The organism is Hymenobacter terrigena (assembly GCF_054776515.1).
In genome coordinates, this window is sequence record NZ_BAAHBU010000001.1 from 1,340,713 (window position 1) to 1,357,018 (window position 16,306).

Below are 16,306 nucleotides of genomic sequence, written 5' to 3' on the forward strand. Positions count from 1 at the left end.
AGCCCTGAGGGGCGCAGTCACCGTTTTCAACGCAAAAAAGCGCGGCACGGTTCGGATTTATTGTCCCCGAATTACCCCAACGCTATATTCTACCACTTATTTTTCCACATCATCGACTCCACCGGCTTATCGGTCTTGTCGTTGTATTTGGCGTTTTCCTTGCGGTTATAGAAGGTGTTCACGTCGCCCTGCACAGTGAAATAAATGAGCTGGCCAATAGGCATATTGCGGTACACGCGCACGGGCATCGACACGCTGATTTCCAAGGTCCAATGGTTGCAAAAACCTACATCGCCCTTGCCGGCCGTGGCGTGGATGTCGATGCCGAGGCGGCCTACGCTACTCTTGCCTTCGAGGAAGGGCACGGTGGCGTGGGTTTCGGTGTATTCCTGGGTCACCCCGAGATAGAGGCGGCCGGGCTGGAGCACGTAGCCTTCGTCCTCGGGGATTTCAAAGGTGTCGATTTCGTTGTGTTTGCGGGCGTCAAGCACCCCATCCCGGTAGGTGGCGAGGTACTTGCCGAGGTGCACGTCGTAGGAGTTGGTGCCCAGGCAGCTGCGGTCGTAGGGCTCGATGACGATGGTGCCTTTTTCGATTTCCGCGAGAATTTGCTGGTCGGTAAGAATCATTGAATTGGATATTATTTGGAATGCAAAACGCTGTCATGCAGAGCGCAGCGAAGCATCTTTACCGCAGTAGTAGATGATTACTGGTGGCGGGCAAGATGCTTCGCTGCGCTCTGCATGACGTTTAAATCAGTCGTCGTCGTGGCGGTACGGGCCGGCGGCCTCGCCTTCTTCGGTTTCCTCGTCTTCGTCGTCCTCGTACCGGTCTTCGCGCAGGCCGCCGGGGTTGCGGTTGGGCCGCAAGCGGCTGGCGAAGCTGCGGGGCTCTGGTTCGGGCTCCGGCTCAGCACCCAGGTGGCTGATGCGCCGATTCAGAGCCGGCAATACGTTGGTAATGAGGTGGAAGAGCATACCGGCGCTGGCCAGGCTCAGCAGCAGGGTGAGGTAGTCGAGCCAGTCGTGGTGCGGGGCGGGGCCGGCCGGCACCACGGGCGCGCTGGTAAGCGGCGCCTCGTCGGCCACAGCGGCGGGGGTGGTTTCCGGTTGCGGACCGTCGGTGTCGTTGGTGGTGAGCGGAGCCGTGACGGGGGCTTCGGGCTGGGCGCCGTTATCGGCAACGGGCATGGTGGGGCCGGCCGCCGCACCGGAGTCGTTGAACTGGGCGCTGGCTTGCTGAATGAGGCGCTGCTCGGCCCGGATAAGCGACACCCGCTCATCGCGCGGCAGGTTGTGAATAAAGAACTCGAAGTTCTTGTCCAGCAGCACCGATTTCAACTGCTTATCAAATTCTGCCAGCGTGAGCGGGCCGTTGCCGAAACGGTTTTTATACCGCTCGGCAATACCGTTGTAATTCAGGAAGAGCTGCTTGAGCGCCTTGTTATCGCCAAAGCCATCGAAGGCCCGGCGGGCGGCGGCGGTGCGTAGCGTGAGCGGAAACTTGCCCCGGGTGAACGACTTGTCGTACACCGTTTCCATGGTGCGGAAATTCAGCTCGTCGATGGTTTTATCGAAGAGGCGCTTGTTGGCCTGGGCGGGCGTTTCGGCGTGGGCAAACGCCGCAAATAACAAAAGCAGGCTTAGCAGACGGAATTTTAGCATCGGGCAAAGGTCGCAGGTTTAACGTTCGTTACAAGCCGTGGGCTTCTTTCAACGATTCGCGGCAGGCCGTCAGGTATTTTTCCACTAGTTCGTCGGTGATGGCCGTGGACACGAACAAGGCCTCGAACTGCGAGGGCGCGAGGTAGATGCCACGATTCAGCATGGCGTGGAAATAGCGGCCGAAGGCAGCGGTATCGCACTTCTTGGCATCGTCGAGGTTGGTGACCGGCTCGCTGGTGAAAAACAGGCTGAACATGGAGCCCACCCGGTTCACGGTGTAGTTCAGGCCCAGCTCGACCGCAATCTGGCGGGTGCCGTCGGCGAGGCGGGCGCTGCTGGCTTCGAGGGCGGTGTAGAGCTCGGGATGCTCGTGCAAATAGCGCAGCTGGGCCATGCCGGCAGCGGTGGCCATGGGGTTGCCGGAGAGCGTGCCGGCTTGGTACACTTTGCCGGCCGGGGCCACGCAGTTCATGATGTCTTCGCGGCCGCCGTATGCGCCCACGGGCAGGCCGCCGCCAATGATTTTGCCCAGCGTGGTCATGTCGGCCGTGATGCCGTAGAGTTGCTGCGCACCGCCCGGCGCGAGCCGGAATCCGGTCATTACTTCATCAAAAATAAGCACGATGCCGTGCTGGGTACACAGGGCGCGCAGAGCTGGCAGGAAGCCTTCGGCGGGCGCTACAAGGCCCATGTTGCCTACCACGGGCTCAAGGATAAGGGCCGCGACCTGGCCGGGATTGGCCGCAATGAGGGCTTCAACGGCGGGCAAGTCGTTGTAGGGCGCGGTGAGGGTATCCTGCGCCACGCCTTGGGTCACGCCAGCCGAGTCGGGCTCGCCGGCGGTGAGGGCGCCGCTGCCGGCGGCAATCAGGAAGGCGTCGCCGTGGCCGTGGTAGCACCCTTCAAACTTGATGATTTTGGCGCGGCCGGTGTAGCCCCGCGCGGCCCGAATGGCCGACATGCAAGCCTCGGTACCGGAGTTTACGAGACGGACTTTTTCGATGCTGGGCACCATTTCCCGAATCAACTCGGCCATCTCCACTTCGCGGTGGGTGGGCGCGCCGAAGCTGAGCGAATTGGGCAGCGCCTGGCGCACGGCGTCGAGCACCACTTCCGGCGCGTGGCCGAGAATCATCGGGCCCCAGGAGTTGATGAAGTCGACGTAGCGGTTGCCGTCCACATCGATGAGCCAGGCCCCGTGGGCGCTCTGCATGAATACCGGCGAGCCACCCACCGAACGGAAGGCGCGCACCGGCGAGTTTACGCCGCCGGGAATGAGGGTTTTGGCACGTTCGAAAAGGGCAGCGGAAGTAGTGAGGTTGGGCATATAAATAAATGTTGAGTTTTGACTGTTGAGGGTTGAGTTTTGAAGGATGAATTTTGAAGCAGAGCTGAAGCCTGGAACAGCCATGTTCGACTGCACAGCTCAACCCTCAACAGTCAAAACTCAACCCTTCAATCACCGCATTACTTGATACTCCAGGCCGTTGAGCTTGACGATGGGCACCACCTGGTTGTCGTGCGCGCCGCCGGGGTAGCTTTCCCCTTCAAAGATGGCACCCGTGGCCTGCGGCGCGGTGGAAAGGTTGGCCTGAAATGCCGGGCCGTACTGAAACAGCACGTTGCCAAAAAATAGCATCATTTCAAAGCCCTGGCTGGCAAACAGCGACGGCGGCAGGTGCTGGCGCTGCAAGTACAGCTGCCGGAACCGGCGGAAACCCAGCCCCTGCTCGTCGTAGTACTTGGGCTGAATGAAGTAGGTGGCGGGACCGTTGAGTTGGCTCACGTCGAGGCGCGGGTTGTCGAGCCAGGAGCCGGGAGCCAGCACGCCGGGGCGCGTGGCGGCGGGCTGTTGCTGCACCAGCCGGAGCGCGTAGGGGCCCACGCGGCGGTTATCGGACACGACCACAACGTGGCTGGCGGCGGCGAGTTCCGGCCCGGCGAAGGCAGCGGCGAGGCTCTCGTCCACGTCGGGGTTGAAGCGGCGCAGGACGCTGATTTTGCCGCCCTGCTCCTCGAAGGTGGTCTTGTAAGCAGTGGCGAAATCGGCGTCGTCCTTGCTGTCCTCATACAATACAAGGCCCGGCCGGCCGGCTCCGAAGGCACTGAGGGCGAACTGCGCCGCCACGCGCCCCTGCGTAGCCGAGCTCGGCGCAAACAGGTAGTGCCAGGGGTTATCAAGCACCAAATCGCCATCCTGCGACAATGGATTGACGCAGATAATCTGGTGTTCGCGGGCGTAGCGGCCCAGCAGCTTGGCCCCTGATTTATAGACCGGACCAATGAGCATATCCATGCCGGCCAGCTCGGGTAGGGCCAGGGTTTGCTTCAGGGTGAGGGTGTCGGCCCCGGTATCGTAGGCGAAAAGCTGGATGGGCCGGCCGGCGCGCTGGAGGCTGTCCTGAGCCAGGCGCAGGCCGGCGTAGAGGTCCGTTACGAACTGGTTTTTACGCTGGGTCTGCCAGCTGGGGTCGCTCAGCTCGAAGGGCAACAGCACAGCCACGTTGTAGCTGGTTTTCTTGACGGAAACAGGCCGGGGCCGCGGCGTGTAGCGGGCGGCGTCGAAGCTGAACTTCGCAATCAACTCATCAAGCTGCGGGCGGTCGGCATCGGTGAAGGCCCCGCCGGCGATGAGGTGGTCGGCGTAGGCGCGGGCCAGGGTAACATCGTCGGGGTAGCGACGCAGGTTGCGCTGCCAGGTGTTGCGCTCTTTAATGCGCGGCAGGTAGGTGGCCTTCATGGCCTCGCGCTCGGCCACCAGCTTATCGGGCGGCAGTTGGGTGAGGGTTTTTAGAGCAGTATCAAAATCCTCCTGCTCGAAGGAAACCTGCGCTTGCAGAAACAGCGCATCGGGCATGTTCGGGTAAGTCGGATACTCGGTGCGGAGCAGGTTGAGGAGTTGCTCGGCCTCGGGCCACTGCTTGAGGCGGGCGTGGGCCACGGCGGCCAGGTAGGCCGCATCAGCGGCGCGGGCGAAGCGGGCGGTGGGCTGGGCGAGAGGCTCCAGCTGCGCGAGGGCGGCGGCGTAGTTGCCCTGGTCGAGCTGAGTTTTGCCGCTGCGATAGCGCACGCTGGCCTCGGCAGGCGGCACGGCGGTGGGCTTGGGTTTGGCCGGTTGGGGCTTGACAACCGGCGGCTTGACTGGCTGAGCGGTGGCCGGCTTCGGATTGGTCGGCGGCGCGGTAGCCGGCTTAGCAACTGGCGGCTTGGCAGCGGGCGAAGGACTGGCTGGCTGGGACTTGGCCGGCGTTTGGGCCAGCGTGGGGCTGGTGAGCAGCAGGCCGGCCGCCAGCCACCGGAGCGGCCGCCGCAGCGAAGGAGTGAACGTCATTGAACCAGAAAACACGCTTGCCCCTGTGGTAAGCAGCGCAAAATTAGCCATAAATGCCGGGGGCGGGCACGCAGCCTGCCTGTCCGCGCGTTGTCGTTTGCCCGTAACCAGCATAATCACAGTGCTGGCGCTTCGGCATTAACTTTAACCTTATGCAAGCAACCACCCTCTCCATCCAGCCTTTCACCCGCGCCCGGCTCACGCTGGTGTTCACTCTGGCCGCTTCGGTAGCCCTGAGCATCCTGCTGGTGGCGGGCCGTGCGCTGATAACGGGCCGCCTCACGTTCCTGTTCCTGCTCTGGAACCTGTTTCTGGCCGTCGTCCCATTTGCCCTCAGCACCATGCTGGGCACGGCCAAGGGGCCGTTGCGGGCGCGTATGCTGGTGCCGGTGGGTGCGGCGTGGCTGCTGTTTTTTCCCAACGCACCCTACATTCTTACCGATTTATTTCACCTCGATACCCGCCCCGGCGTGCCGCTCTGGTACGATTTGGCCCTGATACTAAGCTGCGCCTGGAACGGCCTGATGCTGGCTTACGCCTCCCTTTCCGACATGCAGCGGCTGGTGCAGCAGCGCCTGGGCTTCGGCGCCGGCTGGGGCTTTGCTACGGTGGCGCTGCTGCTCAGCAGCTTCGGCATTTACCTGGGCCGCTACCTGCGCTTCAATTCCTGGAACGTGCTCACCAACCCGCTCACGCTGTTTTTCGACATTGTGAACCGGATTCTGCATCCGTTTTCCTTTCCCGGCACATGGGGCGTGACGCTGGTTTTTGGGCTGTTTCTATTGGTGGGCTACGGGACCGTACGGCTGCTGGGGCGCACGCATGAGCACTAGCCTGAGCCTTATAACCCGTGTTTTCCGACCGGCCTTTTCTTAAGCTCGTGCTCGGGATACAGTAATCCAGTACCAAAAGCCCGGTAGCAAAAAAAACAGCCCTAAAGTGACAGGCATAAACCACGCGCCCAAGCCGGCCGTCTTTCCGGTGGCCATTTGCCCGGTTTGAAACACCAGCAGGAGGAAAATAAGCACCATCCCGATTTTCAGGCCCCGAGTCAGACGGATGGCTCCCCGGTACTGGCCCGGCGCATTGGCCGGCGTGATTTCGGTAGGATAGTTTAATACGTGCGGGAATTTGCCGGCAGTCGTGAGGGCGGCAAACAGCACGGTGGCTACCAGCGGCAGCATCAGGAGGCTGCTCTTTTCGCCGTAGTGGTCGGGCAAGCCGGCACCGTTGAAGTGCACCGGAATCGTGGCGGGCAGAGTGAAAAGGCTCCAGATAGTGAGGCCCCAAAGCAGGGCCAGGGCGCTCCCGGCGAATAGTTCTGCGGCCTTATCTGCCGGGGTTGGGGGCACTTCAATTTTTGGTCTTGCTTCCATTCTTCGATTAGAAACTGGCCTGCGTTATTTTCTGAAGCATTTATCGCAGCAGTCCACTTTCATTACCAAAGCTGTTCAGGAATTTGCCGGCGCGGCCAGAATGCGCAGCGTTTTATCGTCCCGCGCACCGTCATAAAACTTATCCAGCACCTGCTGGAAAACCGGGGTGCTGCTCACTGATGCAAACAGCGTCATCGAAGACTTCAGCTTCAGGTCATCGGGGCTGCCGAAAATATCGTGGGCATTATTAACAGCCAACCCCAGCAGGGCTTGGCAAATTTCCCGCAGCCGGGCACCCAAAACGGGGTGATTCAGGTAATCTTTCGCTTCCTGCGCATCGGCTACAGCGTAAAATCGGGCGGTTTCGCTCAGGCCCAGGCCCTGAATTTGGGGGAAGATGAACCACATCCAATGGCTGCGCTTGCGGCCATTTTTGATTTCGGCTAATGCGGTTTGGTAGGACGATGCCTGGGCGTCGATGAATCGTTGGAGGTTGGTTTTGGTCGCCATCTTGACAAAAATTACTGAATTCCGTTTTAAGAAAACGAATAGCTCAATTACGATTTCCGGCCGATTGCAGCCAATCCTCAACCGGCGGCCCTCCCGCAGTCTCAAGCCACGCCGTAGCTTCGTCCCGAGGGCGCAACGCTACTACCGTCCCACGTAACTCCTCATGAAAGCACGTTTCCTCGTCGGCCTCCTGGCCCTGCTACCCGGCCTCGCCCTGGCCCAGCGCCACACGCCCAAGCCCACGCCGCCCAAAACCGCCGGCCCGTATTTCCAGCAGGAAGTCAACTACTCCATCGACGTGGCGCTTGATGACAAGACCAACTTCCTCACCGGGCACGAGGAATTGGCTTACACCAACCACTCACCGGAGGCCCTCACCTTCATTTGGTTTCACCTGTGGCCGAATGCTTACAAGGACAATTCGACGGCCTTTGCCAAGCAGCAGTTGCGCGACGGCAAGCGGCGGTTTGAGTTCGCCAAAGCAGAGGACCGGGGCTTTATCGACGGGCTCGATTTCAAAGTAAATGGCCAGGCGGCCAAGCTGGAATTCGACCCCAAAAACGCCGATATAGCCAAGCTGGTGCTGCCGCAGCCGCTGGCGGCAGGGGCCACGGCCAGCATCAGCACGCCGTTTCGGGTGAAGATTCCGGCGTCGTTTTCGCGGTTTGGGCACGTGGGCCAGAGCTACCAGATTACGCAGTGGTACCCCAAGCCGGCGGTGCTGGACCGGCGCGGCTGGCACCCCATCCCCTACCTCGACCAGGGCGAGTTTTATTCTGAGTTTGACTCGTTCGACGTCACCATTACCCTGCCCACCAACTACACCGTGGGCGCCACCGGCGAGCTGCAAAACCCCGACGAGCGCGCCCGCATGGACGCTCTGGCCGCTACCGCCGCCGGCAAGAAAACCGCCCAGGACTTCGGCACCGACCTGAAATTCCCGCCTTCTGATGCCACCACCAAAACCCTGCGCTACAAGCAGGACCGGGTGCACGACTTCGCCTGGTTTGCCGACAAGCGCTTCAACGTGCTGAAAAGCGGCGTGACGCTGCCCTCGGGCCGCACCGTCACCTCCTGGGTGCTCTTCACCAATAAAGAGGCGACGAAGTGGATAAAGGGCCTCCAGGATGTCAACGATGCCCTCACCTACTACTCGCGCTGGGTGGGCGAGTACCCGTATTCGGCCGCTACGGCCGTGGACGGCGCGCTGAGCGCGGGGTCCGGCATGGAGTACCCGATGGTGACCGTGACCATGCCCAGCGCCATTGTGCACGAGGTAGGCCACAACTGGTTTTACGGCATCCTGGGCTCGAATGAGCGGGACTTTCCGTGGATGGACGAGGGCGTGAACACCTACATGGAAGGCCGCGTGAGCGAGCTGGACACCGTAAAGCCCGGCGGTATCATGGCTTTTGCCCACAACCCGGGCATTGCCCGCACCTTCGGCCTCGAAAAGCTCCCTCGGGCCGCTTTCGACCAGGTGCCCTACCAGGCCCTGGCCAGCCGGGGACTCGACCAGCCGGTGCAGGGTCCCTCATCGGCGGATTATACAATGCTGAACTATGGCATCGTGGTGTACCAGAAAACGGGCTCGCTGCTGAAATACCTGGCCGGCTACCTGGGCCAGGCCAAGTTCGACGCGGCCATGCACCTGTACTACGAGCGGTGGCAGTTCAAGCACCCCTACCCCGAGGACATGCAGGCCGTGTTTGAGGAAAGCACGGGCCAGAAGCTGGGCTGGTTTTTCCAGGGCATGCTGACCAACACGCAGCACTACGACGCCGATTTGCAGACCCTGGCCAGCTTCAACGACGTGGTGAAGGTGCTGGTTCGCACCGACTCGCCCACGCCCTGGGCCGTGCCGGTGTCGTCCGTCGATGCCAACGGCCGGGTGCTCGAAACACTCTGGACCACTCCCTTCGGCAACACCGACCCCAACGCCGAGGAGGAAGCCACCAGCCAACTCAACTTCAAGCGGGCCAACGTGGCGGCCCTCGTGGTGGATGCCAACTACGTCACGCCCGAGCTCAACCGCCGCAACGACCGCCTCACCGTGGCCGACCATCCTTCGCGTTCCACCCCCATTCGCCTGCGCCCGCTGGCCAGCGTGGAGCGCTGGGACAAGGCCACCATTAGCTGGCTGCCGGTGCTGGGGGCCAATACTTCGGATAAGTTCATGCTCGGCGCGGCGTTCTACAACAGCCCGCTGGCTCCCAAGCGCCTGCAATACCTGGCCATGCCCATGTACAGCTTCAGCCGCAACGAGCTGAACGGCATCGGGCGCATCCAGCTGAATGTGCTGCCGCAGCGCCTGTCGCGGCAGGCCACCCTTGCCTTCGACGTGCAGCGTTTCGAGCGGTATATTAAATACGAGCCCAGCCTGAGCTTTGCCTGGCCCCACGCGCCGGGCGTGGCCCCGCTGCAGCGCCTCACGCTGGCCAATACCATCGTGACCGATGAAGACCGCAGCCGCACGGGCGTGTTCCAGGCCGTAACTTACGTCGTGAGCAACGTCAACGGCCTGCAGGGCTGGAGCGCCGGCGTGGATTTGAACCGCATGATTGCCAGCAGTGCCGACGATGCCAACAACCGCCAGGCCCTGCTGCTGCGGGCCAGCGCCAGCTATTTCCGCTTCTACTCGCAGAACAAGCGGGTGCAGGTGCGCCTGTTTGGCGGCCGGTTTTTGCAGCAGCCCACCAATTCAGATTTCGTACTGGGCCTGAGCGGCAGCCCCGACTACCGCCGCCAAACCGCTTTCCTTGACCGCCAGCAGATATCGCATAGCCTCACGGCCCAGCTCCACCAGACCGACGACCGCGACGGGGCGTTTAAAGGCTTCCTGCCGGTGGCTGACACCAAATGGCTCAGCACCCTCAACCTGGAAGCCGACTTGCCGGTGACGCAACTCGCCGTGTTCGCGGATTTCGGGGCCACCCACGACTACTTCCGCACCAGTGAGTCGACCTCTCGCGCCGCCCAACGCCTCTATTACGATGCTGGCCTGGTGGTACCCGTGGTGCGCGATATTTTCAGTTTCTACCTGCCTATGGCCGGCTCGCAGTACGCCAACGGCTTCCCCAGCAGCCGTCAGGATTTTACGGACCGCATCCGCTTCGTACTGAACCTAAACACGCTGAACCCCTTCCGGCAGCTCGATGAGCAGCTGGCGCGGTAACGCCCCCGCTAAAGTTCAAAAACCCGTCCCGCCGCCCTCCGGCCACTTTGCGTATACCTCTCGGACACCTTCCACCTGCCTTCGCTGCGTCTTTCACGAGGCTTTTTCCCGGAAAAACTTAATTCCGCTCCCGTTGCTTACCCCCATGCTTTGGCCCCGCCTGCTCTCGCAGCGCCGCTTCCCCGACCAGCAATTGCCGCCCGCCAGCGCCGCGCCCGTGCGCGGGGCCTTCGTGCAGGACTACGACCGCGTGGTGTTCAGCTCCGCCTTCCGGCGCTTGCAGCGCAAAACCCAGGTGATGCCCCTGCCCGAGACGGATTTCGTGCACACCCGCCTCACCCACTCGCTCGAAACGGCCGTGGTGGGCCGCTCGCTGGGCCGCCTCGCCGCCCGCCACCTCATGGAAGCCGATGGCGAATTAACCGCTCAATTGCCCAACCTCGACCAGGACTGCGGCGATATCGTGGCCGCCGCCTGCCTGGCCCACGACATCGGCAACCCGCCCTTCGGCCACTCCGGCGAGGACGCCATCAGCAGCTACTTCCTCAGCCCCGCCGCCGCGCCGTACCTGGCACCGCTCACCGCCGCCGAAGTGGCCGATTTGCAGCATTTCGAGGGCAACGCGGCCGGTTTTCGCATCCTCACGCACACCTACGCCGCGCACAGCAGCGGCAGTGCCGGTCTGGGCCTTACCTACGCCACGCTGGGCGCGTTCACCAAGTATCCGCGCCCCAGCTTGGTGGGCGAGGCCGCGAAAGTCGGCGGCGCTTCCGAAAAGAAATACGGGCATTTCCAGACCGAAGCCGCCCGCTTCCGGCACGTGGCGGCTGAGCTGGGCCTGCTGGCCAAAGATGCCGAAGCCGGCTTCTACCACCGCCACCCGCTGGCCTTTCTCGTCGAAGCCGCCGACGACCTTTGCTACCGCATCATCGACTTCGAGGATGGCCTCAAGCTCGGCCTCATCGCCCCCGAAACTGGTCTGCCGCTGCTCAAAAAGATGCTCAACGACCCGGCCGGACGCATTGGCAGCGTGCAGTGGCACGACTGGCGCGAGGAGCTAGGCTACGTGCGTGCGCGCCTCATCGGAAAGCTGGTAAATGAATTGGCCGCCCTCTTTGCCCACCACGCCCCCGCCATTCTGCGCGGCGAGTACGACCAGTCCCTCATCAAAGAGCTCAGCTGCTGGGCCGATTTGCAAGAAGTGCAGCGCCTGAGCATCAATCAGCTCTACCGCAGCCGCCCGGTGCTCGAAATCGAAGCCGCCGGTTTCGAAGTCCTCGGCGGCTTGCTCGATGCTTTCCTCTGCGCCGTGTTCGACCAAAGCCAGGGCCACCGCAGCCGCAAGCTGCTCCTGCTGCTCCCCGAGCAGTTCCGCGCTGAAGGCCACCAGGCAGAAGTGTCGGCTTATGAAAAAATCTTGCTGCTCACCGATTTCGTAGCCGGCATGACCGACCAGAACGCCCTGAGTTTGTACAAAACAATTAAGGGGATTGAGTTGCCAAAGGGGTTCTAGACTCCGTTCCTTTGGTACTGTCATAGGGATATTGGGCCCATTGGAAAAAGAGCAACAGGGCCAATAAACAGATGGCACCGCAGGTAAGCAGAAATAAAAGCCACTTTAAGACTCGCTTCGAATTCGCCTGCTTTGCCACTAGTCCGGGCCACGCCAACCACGAATAGAAACCGATAGACCCAACTAACCCAGCGAGTATCAAAAGCGAGGATTTCATGCTGATGATTATTTGATGCTATCGGAGCTAGTCGTGCGTATTTCTGATTCATGCACCGCCACCAGATTCTCCAGCAGCGCCTCCAGCAGCTTGCGCCCCTTCCAGACTGACTTCAGCTTGGCGCGAATCTGCTCCGCCGTCTGCACGAATTCCTGCTCTTCGGCCTGCTCATGCCCTTCATCGACTATAAGCTGCTCCACCATCGGCACGGTCATTTCGGGGTGAAACTGGAGGCCAATCACGCCATCGCCCCACACAAACCCCTGGGTGGCCGTAGCCGCCGACATGCCCACCCGCATAGCCCCCGGTGGCACCGTAAACGTATCCAGGTGCCAGTGTAGCACGGCCGCCTTCTCGGGCCACCCACGCAGCAACGGGTGCTCCAGCGACTTCGTCGAAAACCGCACCGTCCAGAAGCCAATTTCCGGTGCGTGGTTGGGCCGCACCTCGCCGCCCAGCGCCTCGGCCACCAGCTGCGCGCCCAGGCAAATGGCCAGCGTAATCTTGCCCACCCGCAACGCTTCGCGAATAAACGCCTTCTCCGCCCGCAGCCACGGCAGGTTATCCTCATCGTGCACGCTCATGGCCCCACCCAAAATCAGCAGGCCATCAAAATAAGCCAGCGCCGGAAACACCGGATTGGGCTCGAACAGCTTCGTGACCGTGAGTGCATGGCCGTGCGCGGCCAGCCAGTCGGCGGCGTGGCCGGGACCTTCGTGGGGCATGTGTTGCAGGCAGTGGAAGCGCATTTTTGATTCGTTAAAGGCAAAACAAGAACGTCATGCTGAGCGCAGCCAAAGCAGCTCTACCGCAATACTAAACTTATTTAGTTGCGCGATAGAGCTGCTTTGGCTGCGCTCAGCATGACGTTTCACTGGAACTCAAAAGCCAGGTTTACTCCCACTCAATCGTCGCTGGCGGCTTGCTCGAAATGTCATACACCACGCGGTTGATGCCCCGCACCTGGTTGATAATTTTATTGCTCACCTCGGCCAGAAAATCGTAGGGCAGATGCGCCCAGTCGGCCGTCATGCCGTCCACACTGGTCACAGCGCGCAGGGCCACCACCCGTTCGTAGGTCCGTTCGTCGCCCATCACGCCTACGCTCTGGATGGGCAGCAGCATAGCGCCGGCCTGCCACACGTGTTGGTAGAGGCCGTGTTCTTTCAGCAGGCTGATAAACACGCCATCGGCGCGTTGCAGCAGGTCCACTTTCTCGGGCGTGATGTCGCCGAGAATGCGGATGCCCAGGCCGGGGCCGGGGAAGGGGTGGCGGTTGAGGATTTCGGCCGGCAGTTCCAGCGCCGCCCCCACTTCGCGCACCTCATCCTTGAAGAGCATCCGCAGCGGCTCTACCACTTTGAGGTTCATGTCATCGGGCAGGCCGCCCACGTTGTGGTGGCTTTTGATGGTGACCGACGAGCCGTGCACCGAAACCGACTCAATTACATCGGGGTAAATAGTGCCCTGGGCCAGCCACGCGGCCCCTTTCACTTTGTGCGCCTCCCGGTCAAACACTTCAATAAACGTGCGGCCAATGGCTTTGCGCTTGGCTTCCGGGTCGCTGATGCCCGCCAGGGCGGCGTAGAATTCGGGCGCGGCGTTCACGCCAGTCACGTTCAGACCCATGCCTTCGTAGGCTTTGAGCACGGTGGCAAATTCGTCCTTTCGCAGCAGGCCATTATCAACAAAAATGCCGTGCAAACGCGAACCGATGGCGCGGTGCAGCAGCAGGGCCGCGACGCTACTATCAACTCCGCCCGAAAGGCCCAAAATCACTTGGTCATCAGGCCCGATGGTGTTTTGCAGGGCCGTCACGGCCGAATCCACAAAGTGGTCGGGCGTCCAGGTCTGGGCGCACTGGCAGATGTTCACCACGAAGTTGTACAGCAGTTGCTTGCCCTCCGTCGAGTGCGTCACCTCGGGGTGAAACTGAATGCCGTACGTATCCTGACCCTCTATTTTGAAGGCCGCTACCGCCACTTCCGGCGTGCTGGCAATGATATCATAGCCGGCCGGCAGGCGCTGAATGGTATCGCCGTGCGACATCCAGACCTGCGATTCCAGATGCATATCGGCCAGCAGCGGCGAGGCCGCGTCGAGCGACGACAGTCGCGCCCGGCCATACTCGCGGATGGTAGCGGGCGTCACATCGCCCCCGCCCTGCTGGGCCAGCAGCTGCGCGCCGTAGCACACACCCAGCACCGGCACGCGGCCCAGCAGGTGGCTCAGGTCGGGGTTCGGGGCGTCCGCATCGCGCACCGAGCACGGCGAGCCGGAAAGAATAACGCCCCGAATATCATCACTGAGGACGAGGTTCGGGGCGTGGGTGTAGGGGTGAATTTCGCAGAACACATGCAATTCGCGGATGCGCCGGGCTATCAATTGCGTGTACTGCGAGCCGAAATCAAGGATGATAAGTCGTTCCATGGTGCAAAGCTACTAACGGATTAAAGTGGATTATCCGGAATTCCCGGATTTTGTGGACGATTAGTAAACCCGCAAAACATTTTTCACCAAGCCACGCCGATGGGCATTTCCAATGCAATCAGCCGCTTACCAGCCCCGGCGCTGGCTTGCCAGCGTGCGCCACCTACAAAATCCGACGAATCCGTATCGAATCCGACGAATCCGTGATTACCTTTGCATCGGCAAGTCAGAACGACCAGCTCCCGCTGAACTCCCCCAGGACCGGAAGGTAGCAAGGGTAGGCGGTTGTAGCGGTGCGATTTTGGCTTGCTTTTTTTTGCCCTTTCTGGTCGGCCCCGGCGCTGCTCTGTTCCGCAATTTTGGCGGGCGAATGAGTAGCTTTGGGGCCGACTTTTTTACTCCCCAACCGCATGAAATTCTTCCTCGACACCGCCAATCTGGCCGAAATCCGCGAAGCCGTGGAGCTGGGCGTCCTCGACGGCGTGACCACCAATCCTTCGCTGATGGCCAAGGAAGGCATTCGCGGCATCGACAACGTGATGGCCCACTACCGCCAAATCTGTGAGCTGGTGGACGGCGACGTGTCGGCCGAAGTCATTGCCACCGATTTTGACGGCATCATCCGCGAAGGCGAAGCGCTGGCCGAGCTGCACCCCAACATCGTGGTGAAAGTGCCCATGATTAAGGACGGCGTGAAAGCCATCAAGTACTTCTCTGATAAGGGCATCAAGACCAACTGCACCCTGATTTTCACCGCCGGCCAAGCCCTGCTTGCTGCCAAAGCGGGTGCGACCTACGTCTCCCCTTTCGTGGGTCGTTTGGACGATATCGGCCACGACGGCCTGCAGCTGGTGGAGCAGATTGTGCAGATTTTCAGCAACTACGGCTACCCTACGGAAGTGCTGGCCGCTTCGGTGCGCCACGTGCCGCACCTCATCCAGTGCGCCGAAATCGGGGCCGATGTGGTGACCTGCCCGCTCAACGTCATCATGGGGCTGCTGAACCATCCGCTCACGGACAAGGGTTTGGCCACGTTCCTGGCCGACCATAAGAAGGTGAATTCGTAATTGAGTTATGAGTTAAAAGTTAGAAATTATGAGCTCATTATCAGCTTGCTAATGCGTTTATGATTTCAACTCCTAACTCCTGACTTTTAACTCATAACTCGAAAAATGTACATCATCAAAGTAAAAGGCAAGGCCAAAATTCCGGACTACATCCAGCTGCGGGACGAAGCTTTCGTACTTATTGCCTATTTCCGGGCCGACCGGCCGCTGAAGGACTTGCACCGCTACGGCCTCGAAGGCAAGGAAACGGAGCTGGCCGCCGTGATTTCGGAGCTGGAGTTTGGCAAATTGCGGCCGTTGAGTTTGTAACCGTATGACCGAGAACGTTATTGAGCTGCACGATGCCACGATAATGCAGGAGCAGCAGGCGGTGTTGCAGGGCGTAAGCTTTACGCTCGAAAAAGGCGAGTTTTGCTACCTAGTGGGCCGAACCGGCTCGGGCAAGTCGTCATTGCTGAAAACGCTGTACGCCGACTTGCCGCTGCAAAGCGGCATGGGCACCGTGGCCGGGTTCGCGCTGCCGAAACTACCGGCCAGCAAAGTGCCATATCTGCGGCGAAAGCTGGGCATTGTGTTTCAGGATTTCCAGCTGCTGAGCGACCGCACAGTGGCCGAAAACCTGATGTTCGTACTCAACGCCACGGGCTGGAAGGGCAAGTCGCAAAAGCAGCAACGCATTTCGGACGTGCTGGTGCGCGTGGGCCTGAGCGGGGCCGCCAACCGCATGCCGCACCGCCTTTCGGGCGGCGAGCAACAGCGCGTGGTAATCGCCCGCGCCATGTTGAATGAACCGGTTTTGCTGCTGGCGGATGAGCCCACCGGCAACCTCGACCCGGACGTTTCGGCCAGCATCATGCAGCTGTTTGGCGAGATTAATAACGCGGGCACGGCTATTCTGATGGCGACGCACAATTTTCAATTAATTGAGCAGTACCCGCACCGCGTGCTGACCTGCAAAGACGGCGAATTGCTGGATTCGGCCCGCCGTTTTAGCGCCTAAATTTCCGTCGTTAGGCCTTATTA

The 16,306-nt window shown here is 61.0% G+C and carries 14 protein-coding genes and 1 other RNA gene; 7 read left to right on the forward strand and 8 right to left on the reverse strand.

The window, feature by feature from the left end; all coding sequences use genetic code 11:
* Window positions 1-89: 89 nt before the first annotated feature.
* The 4 genes from dcd to ACYU7Q_RS05510 all read right to left on the reverse strand — a co-directional run bounded on the left by dcd (window position 90) and on the right by ACYU7Q_RS05510 (window position 4,995).
* Window positions 90-629: a dCTP deaminase gene (dcd, locus tag ACYU7Q_RS05495; protein WP_460608424.1), complete on the reverse strand. Its 540-nt coding sequence runs from the start codon at window positions 627-629 to the stop codon at window positions 90-92.
* Between the two features lie 126 nt (window positions 630-755).
* A complete protein-coding gene (locus ACYU7Q_RS05500) occupies window positions 756-1,664 on the reverse strand; it encodes a hypothetical protein (protein ID WP_460608425.1) in 909 nt (302 codons plus the stop codon).
* A 28-nt stretch (window positions 1,665-1,692) separates the two neighbouring features.
* Window positions 1,693-2,991: a glutamate-1-semialdehyde 2,1-aminomutase gene (hemL, locus tag ACYU7Q_RS05505; protein ID WP_460608426.1), complete on the reverse strand. Its 1,299-nt coding sequence runs from the start codon at window positions 2,989-2,991 to the stop codon at window positions 1,693-1,695.
* A gap of 132 nt (window positions 2,992-3,123) precedes the next feature.
* The gene (locus ACYU7Q_RS05510) at window positions 3,124-4,995 is read right to left on the reverse strand and encodes an ABC transporter substrate-binding protein (protein ID WP_460608427.1); all 1,872 of its coding nucleotides are present in this window, start codon (window positions 4,993-4,995) and stop codon (window positions 3,124-3,126) included.
* A gap of 152 nt (window positions 4,996-5,147) precedes the next feature.
* Between ACYU7Q_RS05510 and ACYU7Q_RS05515 the strand changes: the two genes are divergently transcribed.
* Entirely contained in the window at window positions 5,148-5,828 is a 681-nt protein-coding gene (locus ACYU7Q_RS05515; protein ID WP_460608428.1) for a DUF1361 domain-containing protein, read from the forward strand.
* Window positions 5,829-5,867: 39 nt separating this feature from the next.
* Here the strand turns inward: ACYU7Q_RS05515 and ACYU7Q_RS05520 are convergent, their stop codons facing one another.
* Together ACYU7Q_RS05520 and ACYU7Q_RS05525 are read right to left on the reverse strand one after the other, a co-directional pair.
* Window positions 5,868-6,371: an SdpI family protein gene (locus ACYU7Q_RS05520; RefSeq protein WP_460608429.1), complete on the reverse strand. Its 504-nt coding sequence runs from the start codon at window positions 6,369-6,371 to the stop codon at window positions 5,868-5,870.
* Between the two features lie 75 nt (window positions 6,372-6,446).
* The gene (locus ACYU7Q_RS05525; RefSeq protein WP_460608430.1) at window positions 6,447-6,881 is read right to left on the reverse strand and encodes a DUF1810 domain-containing protein; all 435 of its coding nucleotides are present in this window, start codon (window positions 6,879-6,881) and stop codon (window positions 6,447-6,449) included.
* A 163-nt stretch (window positions 6,882-7,044) separates the two neighbouring features.
* Between ACYU7Q_RS05525 and ACYU7Q_RS05530 the strand changes: the two genes are divergently transcribed.
* Both ACYU7Q_RS05530 and dgt read left to right on the forward strand, forming a co-directional pair.
* Window positions 7,045-10,056 (forward strand): M1 family metallopeptidase, encoded by a 3,012-nt coding sequence (locus ACYU7Q_RS05530; protein WP_460608431.1) that lies wholly within the window; start codon window positions 7,045-7,047, stop codon window positions 10,054-10,056.
* Between the two features lie 145 nt (window positions 10,057-10,201).
* On the forward strand, window positions 10,202-11,569 hold the full coding sequence (dgt, locus tag ACYU7Q_RS05535; protein WP_460608432.1) for a dGTP triphosphohydrolase: 1,368 nt from the start codon (window positions 10,202-10,204) through the stop codon (window positions 11,567-11,569).
* A 225-nt stretch (window positions 11,570-11,794) separates the two neighbouring features.
* On the opposite strand, the gene ACYU7Q_RS05540 is transcribed toward dgt, so the two are convergent.
* Both ACYU7Q_RS05540 and guaA read right to left on the reverse strand, forming a co-directional pair.
* A complete protein-coding gene (locus ACYU7Q_RS05540; RefSeq protein WP_460608433.1) occupies window positions 11,795-12,511 on the reverse strand; it encodes a type 1 glutamine amidotransferase in 717 nt (238 codons plus the stop codon).
* Window positions 12,512-12,680: 169 nt separating this feature from the next.
* Window positions 12,681-14,216 carry a glutamine-hydrolyzing GMP synthase gene (gene guaA / locus ACYU7Q_RS05545; protein ID WP_460608434.1) on the reverse strand — a complete coding sequence of 512 codons (1,536 nt, stop codon included), beginning with the start codon at window positions 14,214-14,216 and terminating at the stop codon, window positions 12,681-12,683.
* Window positions 14,217-14,434: 218 nt separating this feature from the next.
* Between guaA and ffs the strand changes: the two genes are divergently transcribed.
* The 4 genes from ffs to ACYU7Q_RS05565 all read left to right on the forward strand — a co-directional run bounded on the left by ffs (window position 14,435) and on the right by ACYU7Q_RS05565 (window position 16,283).
* Window positions 14,435-14,532: signal recognition particle sRNA small type (ffs, locus tag ACYU7Q_RS05550), an RNA gene on the forward strand.
* A 94-nt stretch (window positions 14,533-14,626) separates the two neighbouring features.
* The gene (gene fsa / locus ACYU7Q_RS05555) at window positions 14,627-15,283 is read left to right on the forward strand and encodes a transaldolase family protein (RefSeq protein ID WP_460608435.1); all 657 of its coding nucleotides are present in this window, start codon (window positions 14,627-14,629) and stop codon (window positions 15,281-15,283) included.
* A gap of 105 nt (window positions 15,284-15,388) precedes the next feature.
* Complete coding sequence (locus ACYU7Q_RS05560) at window positions 15,389-15,592, forward strand: fructose-6-phosphate aldolase (protein ID WP_460608436.1); 204 nt, start codon at window positions 15,389-15,391, stop codon at window positions 15,590-15,592.
* 4 nt (window positions 15,593-15,596) lie between these two features.
* Entirely contained in the window at window positions 15,597-16,283 is a 687-nt protein-coding gene (locus tag ACYU7Q_RS05565) for a cell division ATP-binding protein FtsE (RefSeq protein ID WP_460608437.1), read from the forward strand.
* Window positions 16,284-16,306: the final 23 nt, after the last annotated feature.